This window comes from Ferruginivarius sediminum, from assembly GCF_003344765.1.
GTDB classification, from domain to species: domain Bacteria; phylum Pseudomonadota; class Alphaproteobacteria; order Kiloniellales; family Rhodovibrionaceae; genus Ferruginivarius; species Ferruginivarius sediminum.
This window is the reverse complement of record NZ_QPMH01000002.1, coordinates 48,140-64,850: the sequence shown is the minus strand read 5'-3', so window position 1 is coordinate 64,850 and position 16,711 is coordinate 48,140. Positions and strand designations below refer to the sequence as shown.

At 62.8% G+C, this 16,711-nt stretch carries 19 protein-coding genes; 9 read left to right on the top strand and 10 right to left on the bottom strand.

Going from position 1 to position 16,711, the window contains the following annotated elements:
- Window positions 1-61 precede the first annotated feature (61 nt).
- The 5 genes from DRB17_RS02225 (at window position 62) to DRB17_RS02210 (ending at window position 5,464) form a co-directional block, all read left to right on the top strand.
- Window positions 62-1,405, top strand: a complete 1,344-nt coding sequence (locus DRB17_RS02225; protein WP_114580546.1) for a S1C family serine protease — start codon at window positions 62-64, stop codon at window positions 1,403-1,405.
- A 31-nt stretch (window positions 1,406-1,436) separates the two neighbouring features.
- The gene (gene hslV, locus DRB17_RS02220; RefSeq protein ID WP_114580545.1) at window positions 1,437-1,997 is read left to right on the top strand and encodes an ATP-dependent protease subunit HslV; all 561 of its coding nucleotides are present in this window, start codon (window positions 1,437-1,439) and stop codon (window positions 1,995-1,997) included.
- Between the two features lie 19 nt (window positions 1,998-2,016).
- Window positions 2,017-3,363: an ATP-dependent protease ATPase subunit HslU gene (gene hslU / locus DRB17_RS02215; RefSeq protein ID WP_114580829.1), complete on the top strand. Its 1,347-nt coding sequence runs from the start codon at window positions 2,017-2,019 to the stop codon at window positions 3,361-3,363.
- Between the two features lie 395 nt (window positions 3,364-3,758).
- Window positions 3,759-4,118 (top strand): 4-fold beta flower protein, encoded by a 360-nt coding sequence (locus DRB17_RS20925; protein WP_421778299.1) that lies wholly within the window; start codon window positions 3,759-3,761, stop codon window positions 4,116-4,118.
- A gap of 218 nt (window positions 4,119-4,336) precedes the next feature.
- On the top strand, window positions 4,337-5,464 hold the full coding sequence (locus tag DRB17_RS02210) for a protein kinase family protein (RefSeq protein WP_161958669.1): 1,128 nt from the start codon (window positions 4,337-4,339) through the stop codon (window positions 5,462-5,464).
- Window positions 5,465-5,494: 30 nt separating this feature from the next.
- On the opposite strand, the gene DRB17_RS02205 is transcribed toward DRB17_RS02210, so the two are convergent.
- Window positions 5,495-5,701, bottom strand: coding sequence for a helix-turn-helix domain-containing protein (locus DRB17_RS02205; RefSeq protein WP_277738560.1), 207 nt, complete (start codon window positions 5,699-5,701; stop codon window positions 5,495-5,497).
- A 157-nt stretch (window positions 5,702-5,858) separates the two neighbouring features.
- Between DRB17_RS02205 and DRB17_RS02200 the strand changes: the two genes are divergently transcribed.
- From DRB17_RS02200 to DRB17_RS02185, 4 genes are all read left to right on the top strand, one after another.
- Window positions 5,859-6,275, top strand: coding sequence for a hypothetical protein (locus DRB17_RS02200; RefSeq protein ID WP_114580543.1), 417 nt, complete (start codon window positions 5,859-5,861; stop codon window positions 6,273-6,275).
- A gap of 214 nt (window positions 6,276-6,489) precedes the next feature.
- Window positions 6,490-6,903 (top strand): rubrerythrin family protein, encoded by a 414-nt coding sequence (locus tag DRB17_RS02195; RefSeq protein WP_114580542.1) that lies wholly within the window; start codon window positions 6,490-6,492, stop codon window positions 6,901-6,903.
- Window positions 6,904-7,023: 120 nt separating this feature from the next.
- Window positions 7,024-8,367, top strand: a complete 1,344-nt coding sequence (locus tag DRB17_RS02190) for a (Fe-S)-binding protein (RefSeq protein ID WP_114580541.1) — start codon at window positions 7,024-7,026, stop codon at window positions 8,365-8,367.
- Between the two features lie 68 nt (window positions 8,368-8,435).
- Window positions 8,436-9,026 (top strand): DUF3501 family protein, encoded by a 591-nt coding sequence (locus DRB17_RS02185; protein WP_114580540.1) that lies wholly within the window; start codon window positions 8,436-8,438, stop codon window positions 9,024-9,026.
- A 7-nt stretch (window positions 9,027-9,033) separates the two neighbouring features.
- Here the strand turns inward: DRB17_RS02185 and DRB17_RS02180 are convergent, their stop codons facing one another.
- The 9 genes from DRB17_RS02180 to DRB17_RS02140 form a co-directional block, all read right to left on the bottom strand.
- Window positions 9,034-9,444, bottom strand: coding sequence for a helix-turn-helix domain-containing protein (locus tag DRB17_RS02180; RefSeq protein ID WP_114580539.1), 411 nt, complete (start codon window positions 9,442-9,444; stop codon window positions 9,034-9,036).
- Window positions 9,445-9,509: 65 nt separating this feature from the next.
- On the bottom strand, window positions 9,510-10,001 hold the full coding sequence (locus DRB17_RS02175; RefSeq protein WP_114580538.1) for a GFA family protein: 492 nt from the start codon (window positions 9,999-10,001) through the stop codon (window positions 9,510-9,512).
- Window positions 10,002-10,078: 77 nt separating this feature from the next.
- On the bottom strand, window positions 10,079-11,116 hold the full coding sequence (locus tag DRB17_RS02170; protein ID WP_114580537.1) for a zinc-binding dehydrogenase: 1,038 nt from the start codon (window positions 11,114-11,116) through the stop codon (window positions 10,079-10,081).
- A gap of 39 nt (window positions 11,117-11,155) precedes the next feature.
- Window positions 11,156-11,764, bottom strand: coding sequence for a Smr/MutS family protein (locus tag DRB17_RS02165; RefSeq protein ID WP_114580536.1), 609 nt, complete (start codon window positions 11,762-11,764; stop codon window positions 11,156-11,158).
- Window positions 11,751-12,440 (bottom strand): LutC/YkgG family protein, encoded by a 690-nt coding sequence (locus DRB17_RS02160; RefSeq protein ID WP_114580535.1) that lies wholly within the window; start codon window positions 12,438-12,440, stop codon window positions 11,751-11,753. The genes DRB17_RS02165 and DRB17_RS02160 overlap by 14 nt, the downstream gene beginning before the upstream one ends.
- Window positions 12,437-13,867, bottom strand: a complete 1,431-nt coding sequence (locus tag DRB17_RS02155) for a LutB/LldF family L-lactate oxidation iron-sulfur protein (protein ID WP_114580534.1) — start codon at window positions 13,865-13,867, stop codon at window positions 12,437-12,439. Before DRB17_RS02155 ends, DRB17_RS02160 begins: the two co-directional genes overlap by 4 nt.
- A gap of 5 nt (window positions 13,868-13,872) precedes the next feature.
- Window positions 13,873-14,646 carry a (Fe-S)-binding protein gene (locus DRB17_RS02150; RefSeq protein ID WP_114580533.1) on the bottom strand — a complete coding sequence of 258 codons (774 nt, stop codon included), beginning with the start codon at window positions 14,644-14,646 and terminating at the stop codon, window positions 13,873-13,875.
- A gap of 83 nt (window positions 14,647-14,729) precedes the next feature.
- A complete protein-coding gene (gene mltA / locus DRB17_RS02145; protein WP_114580532.1) occupies window positions 14,730-15,956 on the bottom strand; it encodes a murein transglycosylase A in 1,227 nt (408 codons plus the stop codon).
- Between the two features lie 19 nt (window positions 15,957-15,975).
- On the bottom strand, window positions 15,976-16,686 hold the full coding sequence (locus DRB17_RS02140) for a Tim44/TimA family putative adaptor protein (protein WP_114580531.1): 711 nt from the start codon (window positions 16,684-16,686) through the stop codon (window positions 15,976-15,978).
- Window positions 16,687-16,711 lie beyond the last annotated feature (25 nt).

Below are 16,711 nucleotides of genomic sequence, written 5' to 3'. Positions count from 1 at the left end.
TTGCATTCATTGGCTGGATGCATACGATGTGGCGAGTTTCGGGTCTGCACGGGCATCGGGAATGCTGTTTCGTCGATTGGCATGGGTATTGGCGGTCCTGCTGGCTATCACCGGCTGCGCGCCGGAAGATCCGCTGGACACGCCGGCGCATGCGCCATTGCTGCGGGACAAGCGGCCGACGGAACCGATCGAGCTGAAGGAATTGCGGATCGACCTGCGCCCCGGCGAGGCGATTGGCGAGTATCGATGGAGCCTTGGGCTCTGCCGCGATACCGATGACCGGCTGCTGTGGGGCTCAAAGGTCCAGGCTGATGTCGCGGACGGCTGGCCGCTTCTGGCCGAGCGCGCGTTTCGCGACAACGGATATCGGATGAGCGGCGATCCGGACAATCTCTTCGCCGGTGTCAGCCTCTACACCCGCGACCCCACCTATCAGCTTGGCGCCCGCGTCGTCGATCTGCGCATGGACGTCTGCGACCATCAGGGGTGGCTCAGCGGCGCGCAACTCAATGTCCAGAGCGGCAAGGCGTGGATGCGGGTCGAATGGAGCGTCTTCTCCGTCGTGCAAAGGCGCGTGATCTTCACCAAGACCCTGACGGGACAGGGCATCCTCGAAAGCGGCCGGCTTGAAGGCTTGCAGAGGCTGGTGGATTACGCCTTCGAGGATTCGGCGCGCCGGCTGGCCGCCGACGAGGAATTCTATGCGACCGTGACGCAGGCGCCGCCGCGCCCGGACGAAGTGCGTACCTCCTGGATCCCGCTCCATATCCGCAAGTGGCCGCCGTTCGAAACGCCGCTGACGACGCGGAGCGAGATCATCCGGGAGTCCGTCGTATCGATCGGCAGCGAATCCAGCGGACACGGCAGCGGCTTCTTCGTCGCGCCGTCGCTGATCCTCACCAACGCCCACGTCGTCAGGGGCAACGAGCGCGTCCCCATCATCTTTCCATCGGGCCGACAGGTTGCGGGCGACGTGCTGCGGGTTCACCGGCCGCGCGACGTGGCACTCGTCCGCGTCGAGGAGGCGGGCTATCTGCCGCTGCCGATCCGCACCCGTCGGGTGGAGCCCGGCGAGGACGTCTTCGCCGTGGGCTCGCCGTTCATGACCCAACTGAAGGGCACGATCAGCCGCGGCTCGGTCAGTGCGTACCGCCAGAACTCGCGGGGGCTGCGCGACATCCAGGCCGACGTCGACACGCACCCCGGCAACAGCGGCGGGCCGCTGCTGGACCGGCACGGCAATATCGTCGGCCTGACCTACGCGGGCTTCGCCGATACGCCGCGCCGGTCGTCCATCGGCATCAACCTGTTCATCCCCATCGACGACGCGCTCAGGAAGCTGCGGGTGCGCCTTGGCCTGCCCGACAGCGAACTCGGGGAGAAACGCGGCATCGTCATGCCTTGAACGCGGCGATGCGATCCGCCATTTGTCTGGCATGTCGGAGCAGCAGAACAACACGTGGCACGGCACGACAATCCTCTCCGTGCGCAAGGGCGGCAAGGTGGTGGTGGCCGGCGACGGCCAGGTCACCTTCGGTCAGACCGTGATGAAATCGAACGCCCGCAAGGTGCGGCCGCTGGGCAGCAAGGGCGACGTGATCGCCGGCTTCGCCGGCGCGACGGCGGACGCCTTCACGCTGTTCGAGCGCCTGGAAGGCAAGCTCGAACAGCATCCGGGCCAGTTGACCCGCGCATGCGTCGAATTGGCGAAAGACTGGCGCACGGACCGCTATCTCCGCCGGCTTGAGGCGATGATGGCCGTGGCCGACGGCACGACGTCGCTGGTCCTGACCGGCACCGGCGACGTGCTGGACCCGCAGGACGGGCTGATCGGCATCGGCTCGGGCGGGCCCTATGCACTTGCCGCCGCCCGCGCGCTGCTCGACCGCGACGACATGGACGCCGAGACAATCGCCCGGCGCGCCATGGACATCGCCGCCTCGATCTGCATCTACACGAACGACAGCCTTACGCTTGAGAGCCTCGATGCCCGCTGAAACCGCCGAAGATCAGGTCATGAACCGCGACACCCGTAAGCCCGTGCGCGACGCGGGCGGCACCTTCTCCCCGCGCGAGATCGTCTCGGAGCTGGACCGCTATATCGTCGGCCAGCGCGATGCCAAGCGGGCGGTCGCCATCGCGCTGCGCAACCGCTGGCGCCGGCAGCAGCTTCCCGAGGAGTTGCGGGAGGAAGTGCTGCCGAAGAACATCCTGATGATCGGCCCCACGGGCGTCGGCAAGACCGAGATCGCCCGCCGGCTGGCGAAGCTGGCCCAGGCGCCGTTCTTGAAGGTGGAGGCGACCAAGTTCACCGAGGTCGGCTATGTCGGCCGCGACGTGGAGCAGATCGTCCGCGACCTCGTTGAGATCTCTCTCAACATGACGCGCGAGCGCCTGCGCCGCGAGGTGCGGGCCAGCGCCGAGCTGAACGCGGAGGAACGTCTGCTGGATTCGCTGGTCGGCGAGAGCGCGCAGGCGGAGACCCGCACCAAGTTCCGCGGCATGCTGCGCGGCGGCGAGCTGGACGACCGCGAGGTGGAGGTGAACCTCGCCGATTCCGGATCGATGCAGATGCCCACGATGGACATCCCCGGCATGCCCGGCGGCCAGATGGGCATGATCAACCTGAACGACATCTTCGGAAAGGCCTTCGGCGGCCGCACCAAGAGCCGCAAGCTGAAAGTCGGCGAGGCCTGGAGCAAGCTTGTCGAGGAAGAGGCGGACAATCTGCTGGACCAGGAGACGCTGACGAACGAGGCGATCCGCGCGGTGGAGCAGAACGGCATCGTCTTCCTGGACGAGATCGACAAGATCACCGTGCGCTCCGAGCGTAGCGGCGGCGACGTCAGCCGCGAGGGCGTGCAGCGCGACCTGCTGCCGCTGATCGAGGGCACGACGGTCGCCACCAAGCACGGCACGGTGAAGACCGACCATATCCTGTTCGTCGCCTCGGGCGCCTTCCACTACGCCAAGCCCTCCGACCTGCTGCCGGAGCTGCAGGGCCGCCTGCCGATCCGGGTGGAGTTGCAGGCGCTCACCCGCGACGACTTCAAGCGCATCCTGGAAGAGCCGGAAAACAGCCTGATCCGCCAGTACAAGGCGCTCATCGGGACCGAGGACGTGACGCTGGAGTTCACCGACGCCGCCATCGACGCCCTGGCCGACCTGGCCGCGGAGATCAACGCCAGCGTCGAGAACATCGGCGCGCGGCGCCTGCACACGGTGATGGAACGCCTCCTGGACGAAATCTCCTTCACCGCCACCGACCGCGGCGGGGAGAGCATCACCATCGACGCCGACGATGTGCGGGAGCAAGTGGCGGAGCTGGCGAAGAACGCGGACCTGAGCAAGTTTATCCTGTAGGTGGCTGGCTGCGAATTTACATAGTTTGAGAAGCGGTCCATTATTCGGACAGTGGACTCTGATTCTCGTGCTTCACGCTTGAGGGCGTGTGGCGCGCCTTGACAGGCTAAGAGAATTAGGGTCCGTTATTTTTATGCCAAATATATATGAAATCTATGCTGATGAAGCGTGGACACAGAATGGTGTGCCTCTCAGGCTGTATTCCAACTTTTCGGTGGTATTTTTAGTGATGAGGTGTCCCTCGAGCGCCTCGATAAGGATTTACACAAGGTAATTACAAATCACGGTATATGATGTAGGGATAGCAGGGAACAAAGAATTTAAGGTTTGCTAAAGCCGTGATTTTTGTTACGTTGATTTGTAAGAATCAAAGGACTATCATAGGTCGCTTTATCATGAACACGCTCTATAATTCCTTTGGAAAGGCCGTCGCATATATCGACGATGACCAAGAGTCTGTATTTTTGTATTCTGGCAAGCCAGTCGCGTGGCTTTCCGGTCACGATGTATTTTCCTACAGTGGCCGTTACGTCGGCTGGTGTCAGGACGGCTGGTTCTATGATCGAAGTGGAAAGCCGGCATTTTTCACTGACAATGCTAGAGGCGGGCCTGCAAAACCGGCCAGAGCGGCTCGCCCTGCCAGGGGCGCGCGAGGTGCTCGCCCCGCTCGCGGCGCGAGAGAGGCGCGCCCCGCGCGACCTGCGCGCTCATTATCCTGGTCGCCGGTTTCAAATGAACAATACTTTTCGCAGTAGGCTGTGGAATAAGCACCCCAATCCCAGCTTCGCGGCCCGCAGACGAATGCGGCGGGGCTGCAGCACGGCTTCCGAGTCCAGGCCGTGAGTGTTGGCATCCTGCTTAACATCGTCCAGAAGTGGCTCGGGTACGGCCATCTTTGCACCATGGGCATTTATGCCGACGCCGTGGGAAACCCGAGGAGAAACAAATCGCAACACGAATGCCAGGAGACCACGTGACGGAGAAAATTATTAAGTTTGTTCGCCGGCGTGACCTGCAATTCATCAGAGAATTAGGGGCAGGCGCGTGCGGAAAAACCGTGTTGTTATATGATGATATAATTGATGAGTACTTTGTATGTAAAAAATATTCGCCAATCACAGATTCTCTAAAATATAAATTATTTAATAATTTTATACAAGAGATTAAGCTTCTTCATCTTATAAATCATCCCAATATAGTGCGCGTATTTAACTATTTTCTGTATCCAGAGCAATACACTGGATATATTTTGATGGAAAATGTGAATGGAACTGACATTGAAGATTTTCTCAAGCACCACCCAGAGAATACAAGTATCGTATTTAAACAACTCATTTCGGGTTTCAATCATTTAGAGCAATTGAATATTCTTCACCGAGACATAAGGCCACAAAATATTTTAGTTAACGATCAGGGAATTGTAAAGATAATTGATTTTGGTTTTGGAAAAAAAATAGCTTCTAGACAGGATTTTGACAAAAGTATATCTCTAAACTGGTGGTGCCCACCCCCACGTGATTTTGAACAATACGTGTATGATTTCCGTACGGAAATCTATTTCATTGGACGTTTATTTGAAAAAATATTAGAAGAAGTTCAAATAGAAGAATTTAGCTATAAATCAATTTTGAAGAGAATGTGTGCAACAGACCCTCAAGAACGAATAAAATCATTTGCGAGCATCGAGCAAGAGATTTTCTCTGAACAATTTTCAGAAATAGAATTCACAGATTATGAACTCGAAATATATCGAAATTTTGCTATTGCAGTGTTTGGTGCAATTTCTAAAATTGAAAATGGAACGAAATTTATTTACGATCCTGACGCGGTGATAAGAAATCTGGAGTTGTCTCATAGAAAAGTGATGCTTGAAGAAGTTGTGCCAAATACAAATCTTGTGCTAAGATGTTTGTTAGATGGTGCATATTACTATAAGAAACAATATAATATTGAGGTGACTGTATTAAAGGAGTTTTTAGATTTCTTGCGGGGATGCACCAAAGAAAAAAGAAATATCGTTATAAGCAATTTATATACTAAGCTCGATAATATAACGAGATACGATATAAACTCGGAATTGGACGATGAAATACCATTTTAAGCTATAAGGTATTTCAAGTCACGTCACAGCCTATACCCTCGGCGGCACAACGCCCCCATCTTCGGTGAAGGTCACACCTGTCGACTCGAACGCCGTACGAATTGCTACCAGTGTGCTCGCCCGTGTGTTCCGCTGCTCGTTCTCGAAATCCTCGATCGTTTGCGCCTTCACCTGCGCGGATTGCGCGAGATCATCGCGGGACCACTTCAACATGGCCCGCGCGGCGCGGCACTGCACCGCCGTTATGGGTGTTTTATTCCCCGTTTTCGGGCTATTTACCCTTGACACTGAGAACTCCGCCTGATAACTGACGGCGAACAGTTACCGCTCCGACCGTGGCCGGCGCAAGAGTTTGCGCCGAACGGGAGAGGCTTGTCCGCAGTTTGGAGGATATATGAACAAGGCGCGTTCGCTGGAAGCCAGGCGATCCGTCCTGACCGGCTTGGCGGCGCTTGCCGGCAGCGGGGTCATGACATCGCCCGCAAATGCCGCGCAGACAGGATCGGAGTGGGCCTGCGACAACGCAGCCCTCGGGCCCAATGATGTGATCCTGTTCGATCTTATGACCCAGGCACGTCGCCTGAGAGCAGATTGGCAGGCTGGAACACACGATTCAGCCTCCGTGACTGCGCTAGCGGCTCTTCTTGTCCAGATCAGCCTCACGCCCGCGGATAGCGTCCATGGCGTTCTGAGTAAATTGCGGAGCTCGTTGCGGGACGATGAGCTGTTTGACCCGACACGGCTTTGCATTGAGGGACGGATGGCAGGATCCATCGTCGACGACATCATCTCACTCTCCGCGCATTTCTGATAATCCCCCTCCAGGCCACGGCACAACAAATCCACTTTGGAATGCTTCCAAACTGTTGATCCCGCCGCCGGTTTGCGGCATACCTTCTGCGGCGCGGGTCGTACGCCGGCCAGAGGAGTTAGTCGCAACCCTTACGGGGTTCCGCGATAACTCCGACGGGCCCGGCCGACCGGCAGTCCGATACAAGCAGAGAGCGTAAACAGGAGGGATCCACATGTCGCTGAAGGGCAGCAAGACCGCAGGCAACCTGAAGGAAGCTTTCGCCGGCGAGAGCATGGCGAACCGCCGCTACCTCTACTTCGCCCAGAAGGCGGACATCGAGGGCTACAACGACATCTCAGCGGTGTTCCGTTCCACCGCCGAGGGCGAGACCGGCCACGCCCACGGCCATCTGGAATTCCTGGAGGAGGTCGGCGACCCAGCCACCGACGAGCCCATCGGCGACACGCCGACCAACCTGAAGTCGGCCATCGCGGGCGAGACCTACGAGTACACCGACATGTATCCGGGCATGGCCCGCACGGCCCGCGACGAGGGCTTCGACGAGATCGCCGACTGGTTCGAGACACTGGCGAAGGCGGAGAAGAGCCACGCTGGCCGCTTCCAGAAGGCGCTCGACGAGATCTGATCGTCCCTCGCGTCTGACAATGCGGCGCGGTCGGCCGGCGGAGCGTGAGTTGGCTCCCGTCCGGCCGGCCGCGGACGCCGTCGCATCGCCTTTCCCAGCAACCGGATCGGGCCGGCCATCATGAGCGAAGGCAGTCTGGAGGCGCCGACGCGCCATCCAATCCCCTGGAATGACCCGGATTTCTACGACGAGGAAAAGCTCGACGCCGAGATGCGGCGCGTCTTCGACGTCTGTCACTCCTGCCGGCGCTGCTTCAACCTCTGCGATTCATTTCCGCGCCTGTTCGACCTCGTCGACGAATCGAAGACCGGCGAGCTCGACTCGGTCGAATCGAAAGACTTCAAGCACGTCGTGGATGCCTGCACGCTCTGCGACATGTGCTTCATGGCGAAGTGCCCGTACGTGCCGCCGCACGAGTTCGACGTCGACTTTCCGCACCTGATGCTCCGCTACCGCGCGGTCGAGAATAGGAAGGGCGAGATTCCGACGTTCGGACAACGCCAGCTCACCGAGACCGACCGCAACGGCAAGCTGGCCGCCGCCCTGGCGCCGCTTGCCAACTACGCGGCCAAGCGCGGCAACCGGATGACCCGGCCGTTGCTTGAAAAGGTCGCCGGCGTCCACCGCGACGCGGAGTTGCCGAAGTACACCTCCAAGCCGTTCAGCAAGCGCGCCGCGCCGCCGGTCAACGCCGAGGCGCCGGCGCACGGCCGCAAGGCGGTGATCTACGCCACCTGCTTCGCGAACTACAACGAGGCCGAGGTGGGCGAGGCCGCCCGGCGCGTGCTGGCGCACAACGGTGTGGAGACGCAGGTCGTCTATCCCGAGTGCTGCGGCATGCCGCAGATGGAGCAGGGTGACCTTTCCCGCGTCGCCGACAAGGCGAAGTCCGTGGCCGGCACGCTGAAGCCCTATATCGACGACGGCTGGGACATCATCGCCCTGGTGCCCAGTTGCGGCCTGATGCTGAAGTTCGAGTGGCCGCTGCTGGTTCCCGACAACGAAGAGGTCAAGCAGCTCTCCGCCGCCACCCGCGACATCAGCGAGTACATCGTCGACATCGCGAAGAACGAGGGCCTGGCCGACGGGCTGAACGCGCTGGACGGGCCGGTATCCGTCCACATCGCCTGTCACGCCCGGGCGCAGAACATGGGCCAGAAGGGCGCGCAAATGCTGCGCCTGCTGCCGCAGATGGACCTCAACGTGGTTGAGCGCTGCTCGGGCCACGGCGGCTCCTGGGGCGTGATGAAGGAGAACTTCGAGACCGGCATGAAGGTTGGCCGCCCGGTGTTCCGCAAGGCGAAGAACAACGGCAAGGCCCGCTACGTCGCCTCGGAATGCCCGCTGGCCGGACTGCACATCGCCCAGGGGATGGAGAAGGGCCAGAGCGAGGGGGAAACCCTGCCGCAGACGGTGCCGCATCCGATCCTTCTGGTCGCCCGCGCTTACGGACTGATGGCTTGACCGCCGTGCCCGACGACATAGCCCCGACCGGGCCAATCACGCATGGGCCAAATACGGAGACGATCGCCATGGCGAACAGGAAAGAGATCACCCGCGACGACATCATCCCGATGGAGAAGTACGGGCCGATCCGCAAGCAGATGCGCATTGACCTCCGGCCGATGAAGAAGCGCCGTCAGGTCGCCCTCGGCCCCGTCGCAACCGTCACCTTCGAGAACTACGACACCATGTTCCATCAGGTGCACGAGATGCTGTTCATCGAGCGCGGCGGCGAAGAGCAGATCCCGGACGAGCTGGAAGCCTACAATCCGATGATCCCGAAGGGCAGGGACCTGGCCGCCACGGTGATGTTCGAGATCGACGACCGCGCGCAGCGTCAGGCGTTTCTGGCCAAGCTGGGCGGTGTCGAGGAAACCATGTTCCTTCGCTTTGCCGGCGAGGAAATCGTGGGCAAACCGGAGGAGGACGTCGACCGATCCACCGCCGACGGCAAGGCCTCCAGCGTGCAGTTCGTCCACTTCCACTTTACCGACGAGCAGGTGGAGAAGTTCCGCCAGCCGGGGACGGAAGTGACGCTTGGATTTACCCACCCGAAGTACGCGCACATGACCGTGCTGCCGGAAGACACGCGAACGGCGCTGGCCGAGGATTTCGACTGAGACCGCCTCAGGACGCGCTCGTATCCTCCGCAGAGTCCTCGGGCAGCCGCATGTCTTCATCGCCGCTATGGCGGCGAAGTTCCCCCAGCATCCGCTCGATCGTATCCTGAGGCAGCGTGTGAATCTGTTCGGCGAGGCGATTGGCAAGCTCCGTCGCCTCCGCCGACAGGCCGGCCGTGTCCACCGTCGCGCGTGGGTGCGAGAGATCGGCTAGGCGCTGCAGTGCCTCGGCATCGTCCCAGATGATGCCGAGCGCTTGGCATACCCGGTGTACGAAGCGGCGGTTCGGCCGGCCGCGATGGCCATGCTCAAGGGCGGAGAGATAAGCTGGCGACACCCCCAGCTCGGCGGCCATCGCCTTCAGCGTGATGCCCCGCCTCGCTCGTAACTCCCGCAGGCTTCGGCCGAATGGCGTCATTCCATGCTCCCGCGCGTCCGCCCTGGCTCAAGCAATCGATGCTATCCCCAAGGGAGATATGCGTTTCAGTCGCTTCTATAAAGACCGCTGCGACGATGCCACTCATCGATGGAGAGATCGGGATAGCCGCCGAACAGTATGTCCTCCGGCGTATCCATGACCTCCACCCAGCTTGCCTTGTAGTGCAGCATGATATGGGTCCGTTCCGGCGGGACGGGCAGGGCCGAATCGATGGCGGAGGCGAAAGGGTACACCCACTTCGGATAGTTGCTGTCGCGGATGAACAGGCATGACGCACAGTGCTTGCAGAAATGCCGGCCTGCGGAGCTTGGTTCGTCGCCCTGCGCTTCGGTTTCGTGCGCGTGATAGACGCCGATGTGTTCCTCGCCCTCGACCTCCAGGGTCTCGGCCTCGCCCATGATGTTGATGGCATAGCCGCCGCCACCCGCCGTCTTTCGGCAGATCGAACAGTAGCATTGCTGATACGGCTCTGGCGTATGCGACACGACGGCAAAGCGCACGGCGCCACAGTGGCACGAACCTTCAAGACGGGGCATGGGTCCTCTCTCCAAGGGCGAGGCGCTTCCGGTTGCTGATCGTCAATGCTCTTTCCGCCCGCATGGCGCGACTCTTTCTATGAGCCGTCCTCCGTGCGGCATCGGATAACGACTTTTCCCGGCCGCTCGCCGCGAACCAGGAGTTCCTGGGCCTCACCGGCCCGCTCCAGCGGAAAGGTGCCGGCAACCAGCGGGTCGATGTCGCCGTCGGCCAATCGGTTGAGCACCTCGCCGAAGTCCGCGCGATACCACTGCGCGCGAAGGTCGCGGAGCGTCTGGACGTTGTAGGCCAGCACCGACTTCGACGTCATGAACAGCTTCATGATCGCGACGTAGCTTCGCCCGTAGATCGCGGCAAGCCGCAACAGGCGGCGCCGCCCGCCCTCGAAGCCGCCAGTCGTGCCATAGGCGACCAGCCGCCCGCCGGGCCGGATCGCACGCAGGCTGCGCTGCCAGTGCGCGCCGCCGATGGCGTCAAAGGCCGCGTGCACGCCTTCGCCGCCAGTCTCGCGAAGGGCCACCGCGACAAAATCCTCCTTGCGGTAGTCGATGGGCATTGCTCCCAATGCCTCCACATCGCCGCGCTTTCGCGCCGACACCGTTCCCAGCATGCGCAAGCCCCGATGGCGGCCGAGGTCCAGCAACGCGCTGCCGACGCCGCCGCCTGCGGCGTGGACCAGCGCTGTCTCGCCATCCGCCACGCCGGATAGGCGTTCCATCATCTGGAAGGCCGTCAGGTAGTTCAGCGAAGCGGCGACGACCTTCGTCGCGTCCACGTTTCCGGGCGCTGTGACAAGGTGATCCAGCGGCACCGTGACGTAGTCGGCATAGCTTCCAAACACCGTGATTGCCGCGACCCTGTCGCCGACACGCAAATCCGTCTCGCTATCCGGCCCGATCGCATCGATGTGGCCGCAAAGGTCGTAGCCGGGCGAGAAAGGGAAGGGCGGCGCCGCCGGATAAAGGCCATTGCGTTGAACAATATCGGCAAAGGCGACGCCGGTTGCCTCGACGCGCACACGCGCCATGCCGGCTTCCGGCTCGGGCACGGCCTCCTCGACCAGGCGAAGGACATCCGGGCCCCCCGCGCGGGTGTAGACGATGCGGCGGTTCACGCTCGACTCCCGGCACTATGGTCTGGCGCGAGGGCCAGCTTACCCGTCCCGGCGACGTCGTAACAGGACATATAGGGCACCCGCCCCGCCGTGGCGCGGCTGCGCCTGCACAAAGCTGACGATGCGCGGACGCAGGTCCGGCTGGTTCAGCCAATGCGGCACCTCGCGGCGCAGCACGCCGGCCTCGCCGCCGGCGCTGCCCTTGCCGGTGATGACGATAATGCAGCGCAGGCCCCGGTCGGCGGCACGGTGGATATAATTGGCAAGCGCCCCATGCGCCGCCTGCCGGGTCATGCCATGCAGGTCGATGCGTCCGTCGATCTGCATCTGGCCACGCCGCAGTCGGTCCGCCGTGCGCCGGTCGACGCCGGCGAATGAGCCGGGCGAGAGCGGTGCGTCCGCCCTGGATCGGCGTTTGGGCTCGGCCGGCGGATTGAAGGCCGGCGGCGGCGCGGCCTGAGGGCTGCTTCCCGGCGACGCCGGGGGTTCGGTCTTCTGGCGGGCTTTCGGCGTTGGCCGGACGCGCGCCTGCTGTTCACCTGGAAGCGGCTTGACATCGCGGGTGAACTGCTCCCAAAGGTCAAGCTCGTCCTGTGTCGGTTTCCGTCCGCCGCGCGCTTTCGATCCGCGGCCCTCAGCCGCCGGCATCGCCGATCACCAGGACATGCAAATCCATCGGGCCGTGCGCGCCAAGCTGCAAGGTCTGCTCGATATCCGCCGTGCGCGAGGGGCCGGTTATCATGTTGACGGTACGCGGGAAGCTGCCGTCGCCCAGCCGCTCGCGAAGCCGGTCCCATGCATCCTCGAACGGGCCGCAGATCTCGTCGGCGCGAACCGCCACAATGTGGGTGGCGGGCAGGAAGTTCAGCGTGGTCGGGCTGTCGGACCCCGAGCGCAGGATCAGTGTCCCCGTTTCGGCGACACCGGCGAAGGCTCGAGAGACGCCGACCGCGATGTCCGGATCGCCCGCACCCTGGCTGACGTTCAGCAGCGACCCACCGTCCTGCCAATCCAGGCTCGTCAGGTCGGGATGCGGCGCCAATCGCACCTCGGTGGGGTGATTGTGCTCGCGCAGGTATTCAGCCACGGCGGCGGGCACCCCGGACCAGTCGGGCAGCCGGCGCACGGTTGCATGAACTTCCTCCGCCATCTGCTGGAAGAGGTCGACGCGGCCGCTTGCATCGAGCTGCCCGCGCGCCGGGACCGGGCCGCGCGGATGGTTGCGCAGATGCGCGTCAAGCGCCGCGCGTTGCTCCTCACCCAGCGGTCCGCGATGCAGCGAACGGCGAATGCCGCCCAGTATGCGCTGACGTCCCTCGCTCATGCCGACCTGCGTTCTCTCCGGTGCTTCGCCCAGCGCTGCTGGAACGTCTGGCCCTCGGGGGCGGGGAAGTCGCGGTGCCGTGTCCAGCCGCCGGCCAGCGGCAGGCTGCCGAAGCGTCCCTTGCGCCGACCCATCAGGCCCATCAATCCCGCCTGCATCCGTGTTGCAAGCTGGTACAGGCGGGGCCGCGTCGCCAGGAAGGCCCACAGCTTCAAGCCGCTGCGCACGGGCAGGGGCGACAGGTGACGCTCGAACTCCCGCTCCCGCCAGTGGCGCATCATCTTCGGCAAGGGTATGTGCATCGGGCACACCGCCTCGCAGCGCCCGCAGAAGGTTGAGGCGTTCGGCAGGTGCCCGGCTTCCTTCACGCCGACCAGCGCCGGGGTCAGCACCGCCCCCATCGGCCCCGGATAGGTCCAGCCGTACGCGTGACCGCCCACCGCGTGGTAGACCGGGCAGTGGTTCATGCAGGCGCCGCAGCGGATGCATCGGAGCATGTCCTGGAAGTCGCCGCCCAGCATGGCGGAGCGCCCGTTATCCAGCAGGATGACGTGGAACTCGTCGGGACCATCAAGATCGCCGTCGCGCCGCGCGCCGGCCGACATCGTGGTGTAGACCGTCTGATCCTGACCCGTGGCGGAGCGCGCCAGCACGCGCATGATGGTGGTGGCGTCCTCCATCGTCGGAACGATCTTTTCCAGGCTGGCGATAACGATGTGGACGCGGGGCAGGGACTGCGTCAGGTCGCCGTTGCCCTCGTTCGTGACGATGACCGTGGCGCCCGTCTCCGCAATCATGAAGTTCGCGCCGGTGATGCCGACATCCGCCTGCAGGTAACGGTCGCGCAGCACCTGCCGTGCCTCGTTGACCAGTTGGCGTGCCTCGTCCAGCGCCCGGTCGGTCGGGAACTGCAGGTGATGCTGGCGGAAATCCCGCTCCACCTGGTCCCGGTTCAGATGAACGGCGGGTGCGATGATGTGGCTCGGCGGTTCCTGGCGAAGCTGGATGATGTATTCGCCCAGGTCGGTCTCCACCGGCTCGACCGCGTGCTGCTCCAGGAACTCGTTGAGGCCGATCTCCTCGGCCACCATGGACTTGCCCTTGGTGACCACGCGCGCGCCCGTGCGCCGGCAGATATCCAGCACGGCCTGGCGTGCCTCCGCGGCCGTGGGGCACCAGTGGACCTGGCCGCCTTGAGAAGTGACCTGGGTTTCGAACCGCTCCAAATAGAAATCCAGGTGGTTCAGCGTGTGGTCCTTGATATCGCGGGCCGCGTCGCGTAGCTGGTCGAACTCCGGCATGCGCGCGACGGCCTTGGCGCGCTTGTGGATGAAGCCGGTCTTGATATTCCCCAGCGCGCGCTGAAGCTGCGCGTCGTTCAGCGCATCGTGGGCGTTCTCCTTGAAGGCGTGGGAGCGCGGCTCCATCGATCCTACCTCTGCTTCGGCTCGCCGATGGGCGGGGTCTCGTCGCCCATCCCGGCCAGAACCTCGGCGACATGCCGGACTTTCACGCTGGCACCGCGCCGCTGAAGCTTGCCGGCGATGTTCATCAGACATCCCAGGTCGCCGGCCAGAAGCGTATCAGCGCCGGTGCTTTCCACCGATTGTGCCTTGGTGTCCACCATCTGGTTGGAGATCTCGGGATACTTGACGCAGAACGTACCGCCGAAGCCGCAGCAAACCTCGGTATCCGGCAATTCTTCAAGGCTCATGCCGTCCACCGACTGAAGCAGCTTGCGTGCCTGATCGCGGATGCCAAGCTCGCGCAGGCCGGCGCAGGAGTCGTGGTAGGTCACCTTGCCCTCGTAGTGCGCCTGAACCCGCTCGATCCCCATGACCTCGGTCAGGAAGGTCAGCAGCTCGTAGGTGCGCCCGGCAAGGTCCGCCGCACTGGCGTAGATATCGGGGTCCTCGCCGAAAAGCTCGGGATAATGCTTGATGATCATGCCACCGCAGGAGCCGGACGGCACCACCACATAGTCAAAATCCCGGAACGCCTCGATTACCTGCATGGCGACCCGCTTTGTATCCTCGCGGTCGCCGGAATTGTACGCCGGCTGCCCGCAACAGGTCTGCGCGCGTGGAACGTCGACGCGGCACCCCGCGTCCTCCAGCAGCTTGACCGCGGCAAAACCGACCGATGGCCTGATGAAATCGACCAGACAGGTAACGAACAGCCCGACACGGGGCGCATCCTGGGACATGCGCACTCTCCTTCGGCGCTGCGGTGTAACATGGCGTGTGCGCCGCGTTAAGACAAGCTGAGCAATATTCTTGCGATTTCTGCTCAGGTCGAGGGTTTGCGACGTTCGGCAACCGCCCGTGGCAGGAGAATCCAGTATCGACCGGTCTGTTTCATTTTCCCGGCCTGCGCCAATGCCGGCTCGCCGTGACCCCAGAAGACATCGCCGCGCACGGCACCCTTGATGGCGCTTCCGGTATCCTGTGCCACCATCAGGCGCTGGAACGGCTTGTCCGAGGCAGGATAGGTCGTGGCCAGCCAGATGGGCGCGCCAAGCGGCAGCAGATCGGGATCGATCGCGAGGCTCCGCCGCGCCGTCAGCGGAACGCCCTGGGAGCCGATGGGCCCGGCGCCATCGATCGGGCGGAAGAAGATGTAGCGCGCGTTGGCATCCATCAGCGTCCGCGCCTTGTTCGGATGCGCGCGCAGCCAGTCGCGGATCGCCTGCATCGACATGCTCTGCCCGTCGAGTTCGCCGGACTCGATCAGCTTCCGGCCGATGGCCGTGAACGCGCGCCCGTTCGACGCGGCAAAGCCGACGCGCTGCTCGTCACCGTCGGGGAGTTGCACGATGCCGGAGCCCTGGACATGGAGGAAGAAGACATCCACCGGATCGTCGGCCCAGAGCAGTTCCAGGTTGCGGCCGCTTAGCGCCCCGTCCGCGATCTCGGCGCGGGTGTAGTAGGGAACCAGCCGCGCGTCGTCGACCCGGCCGAGCAGGCGGCGCGGCGGCAGGTCGGCGCGGAAGTCCTTGAGATCGACACTGATCAGGTCACCGGGACGCCGATAAAGCGGATACTGGTATTCGCCGCCGGGAAAGCGCGCGCCTTCGAGCGTCGCTTCATAATATCCTGTGAACAATCCTTCCGGGCCATCGGTGCCATACACGGCAAATGGCTGGAAATGCGCCTTCAGGATGTCGCGCAGCGCGGCGGAATCCGTGTTTTCGGCCTCTGTCAGCGCGGCACAGGGGGCTTTCCAGTCAGCGACGCTGCCGGCCAGCCCATCCGGGCCCACAGCCCTGTCCGATGGCGCGGACATCAGCTTGCCGCAGGAGCGGCGCAGGGCCGGCAAGGCTTCCGTAACAGCATCCTTGGACCACCCCGGAAGGTTGGAAAAGGATGCACGTTCCAGCTTGACGGTGGGCGGGGCAGGGGGCGGCGGCGCCTTTGCCTCTTTCTCCGGCGGGCGTTCCTCGCAGCCGGCAATGAACACGAGCCCCAACGCGCCGATTCCGGCGATCAGGCGGCGAACGATGCGCCACGGTGGCATCGCCGGCCCTCCCGCGGGCCTATTCGGGGCTGCGTGTCGCGACGAGTGTCCAGTTCGGGTCGCGACTGCGGGTATTGCGCGCAAACGTCCAGATATCCGTCACGTCGCTGACGTGTTCGGGATCGCCCTCGACGGCGTTACCTTCCGCGTCCTTCAGCAGGTTGATCTGCTCCGTGACGAACTTCACGGTGACGAACGCCGTGCGGCCCTGCAGCTCGGCCTCGATGATCTCGGCCTCGCGGATGTTCACCAGGGTCGTCTCCAACGTCTGCCCGGCACTCTCGCGCTGCTCGATCGCCTGCTCGAAGTCCTGATAGACATCGTTGGCAAGTAGCTGACGCAGCGACTTGCGATCGCCTTCCGCGTAGGCATTCACGACCATCTCGAACGCACCGCGCGCACCCTGCACGAACTGATCCTCGTCGAAGTCGCGGTCGGCGAGCTTGATTTGTGTCAGTCCCGCGGACAATGGCGTATCGGCCTTCTCGGCCGCCTTTCTAAGCTCTTCGTCGGTGATGCCATCCTCCGCTCGCGAACGGTCCGGCATCGGAACCACCTTGTCGCGATCCTGCCCATTCGGGCGTTTCTGCTGGCCCTGCTGAAACGGATCGTTCGACGGACGCTGCTCGTGCCCGGTACGCTTGCCCAGCACGCTGCGCAGGCGCAAAACCAGGAACGCAGCAATCGCCGCGAAGAGTATGATGTCGAAAAGCTGAAAGCCTTCACCCATGAGGTACGCTCAATATTGTCCGGCG

Bases quoted from the DNA above. Each gene is read 5' to 3' on its own strand.
- DRB17_RS02225 (WP_114580546.1), top strand. From the start codon at position 62: ATGCTGTTTCGTCGATTGGCATGGGTATTGGCGGTCCTGCTGGCTATC.
- hslV (WP_114580545.1), top strand. From the start codon at position 1,437: ATGTCGGAGCAGCAGAACAACACGTGGCACGGCACGACAATCCTCTCC.
- hslU (WP_114580829.1), top strand. From the start codon at position 2,017: ATGAACCGCGACACCCGTAAGCCCGTGCGCGACGCGGGCGGCACCTTC.
- DRB17_RS20925 (WP_421778299.1), top strand. From the start codon at position 3,759: ATGAACACGCTCTATAATTCCTTTGGAAAGGCCGTCGCATATATCGAC.
- DRB17_RS02200 (WP_114580543.1), top strand. From the start codon at position 5,859: ATGAACAAGGCGCGTTCGCTGGAAGCCAGGCGATCCGTCCTGACCGGC.
- DRB17_RS02195 (WP_114580542.1), top strand. From the start codon at position 6,490: ATGTCGCTGAAGGGCAGCAAGACCGCAGGCAACCTGAAGGAAGCTTTC.
- DRB17_RS02190 (WP_114580541.1), top strand. From the start codon at position 7,024: ATGAGCGAAGGCAGTCTGGAGGCGCCGACGCGCCATCCAATCCCCTGG.
- DRB17_RS02185 (WP_114580540.1), top strand. From the start codon at position 8,436: ATGGCGAACAGGAAAGAGATCACCCGCGACGACATCATCCCGATGGAG.
- DRB17_RS02180 (WP_114580539.1), bottom strand. From the start codon at position 9,444: ATGACGCCATTCGGCCGAAGCCTGCGGGAGTTACGAGCGAGGCGGGGC.
- DRB17_RS02175 (WP_114580538.1), bottom strand. From the start codon at position 10,001: ATGCCCCGTCTTGAAGGTTCGTGCCACTGTGGCGCCGTGCGCTTTGCC.
- DRB17_RS02165 (WP_114580536.1), bottom strand. From the start codon at position 11,764: ATGCCGGCGGCTGAGGGCCGCGGATCGAAAGCGCGCGGCGGACGGAAA.
- DRB17_RS02160 (WP_114580535.1), bottom strand. From the start codon at position 12,440: ATGAGCGAGGGACGTCAGCGCATACTGGGCGGCATTCGCCGTTCGCTG.
- DRB17_RS02155 (WP_114580534.1), bottom strand. From the start codon at position 13,867: ATGGAGCCGCGCTCCCACGCCTTCAAGGAGAACGCCCACGATGCGCTG.
- DRB17_RS02150 (WP_114580533.1), bottom strand. From the start codon at position 14,646: ATGTCCCAGGATGCGCCCCGTGTCGGGCTGTTCGTTACCTGTCTGGTC.
- mltA (WP_114580532.1), bottom strand. From the start codon at position 15,956: ATGCCACCGTGGCGCATCGTTCGCCGCCTGATCGCCGGAATCGGCGCG.
- DRB17_RS02140 (WP_114580531.1), bottom strand. From the start codon at position 16,686: ATGGGTGAAGGCTTTCAGCTTTTCGACATCATACTCTTCGCGGCGATT.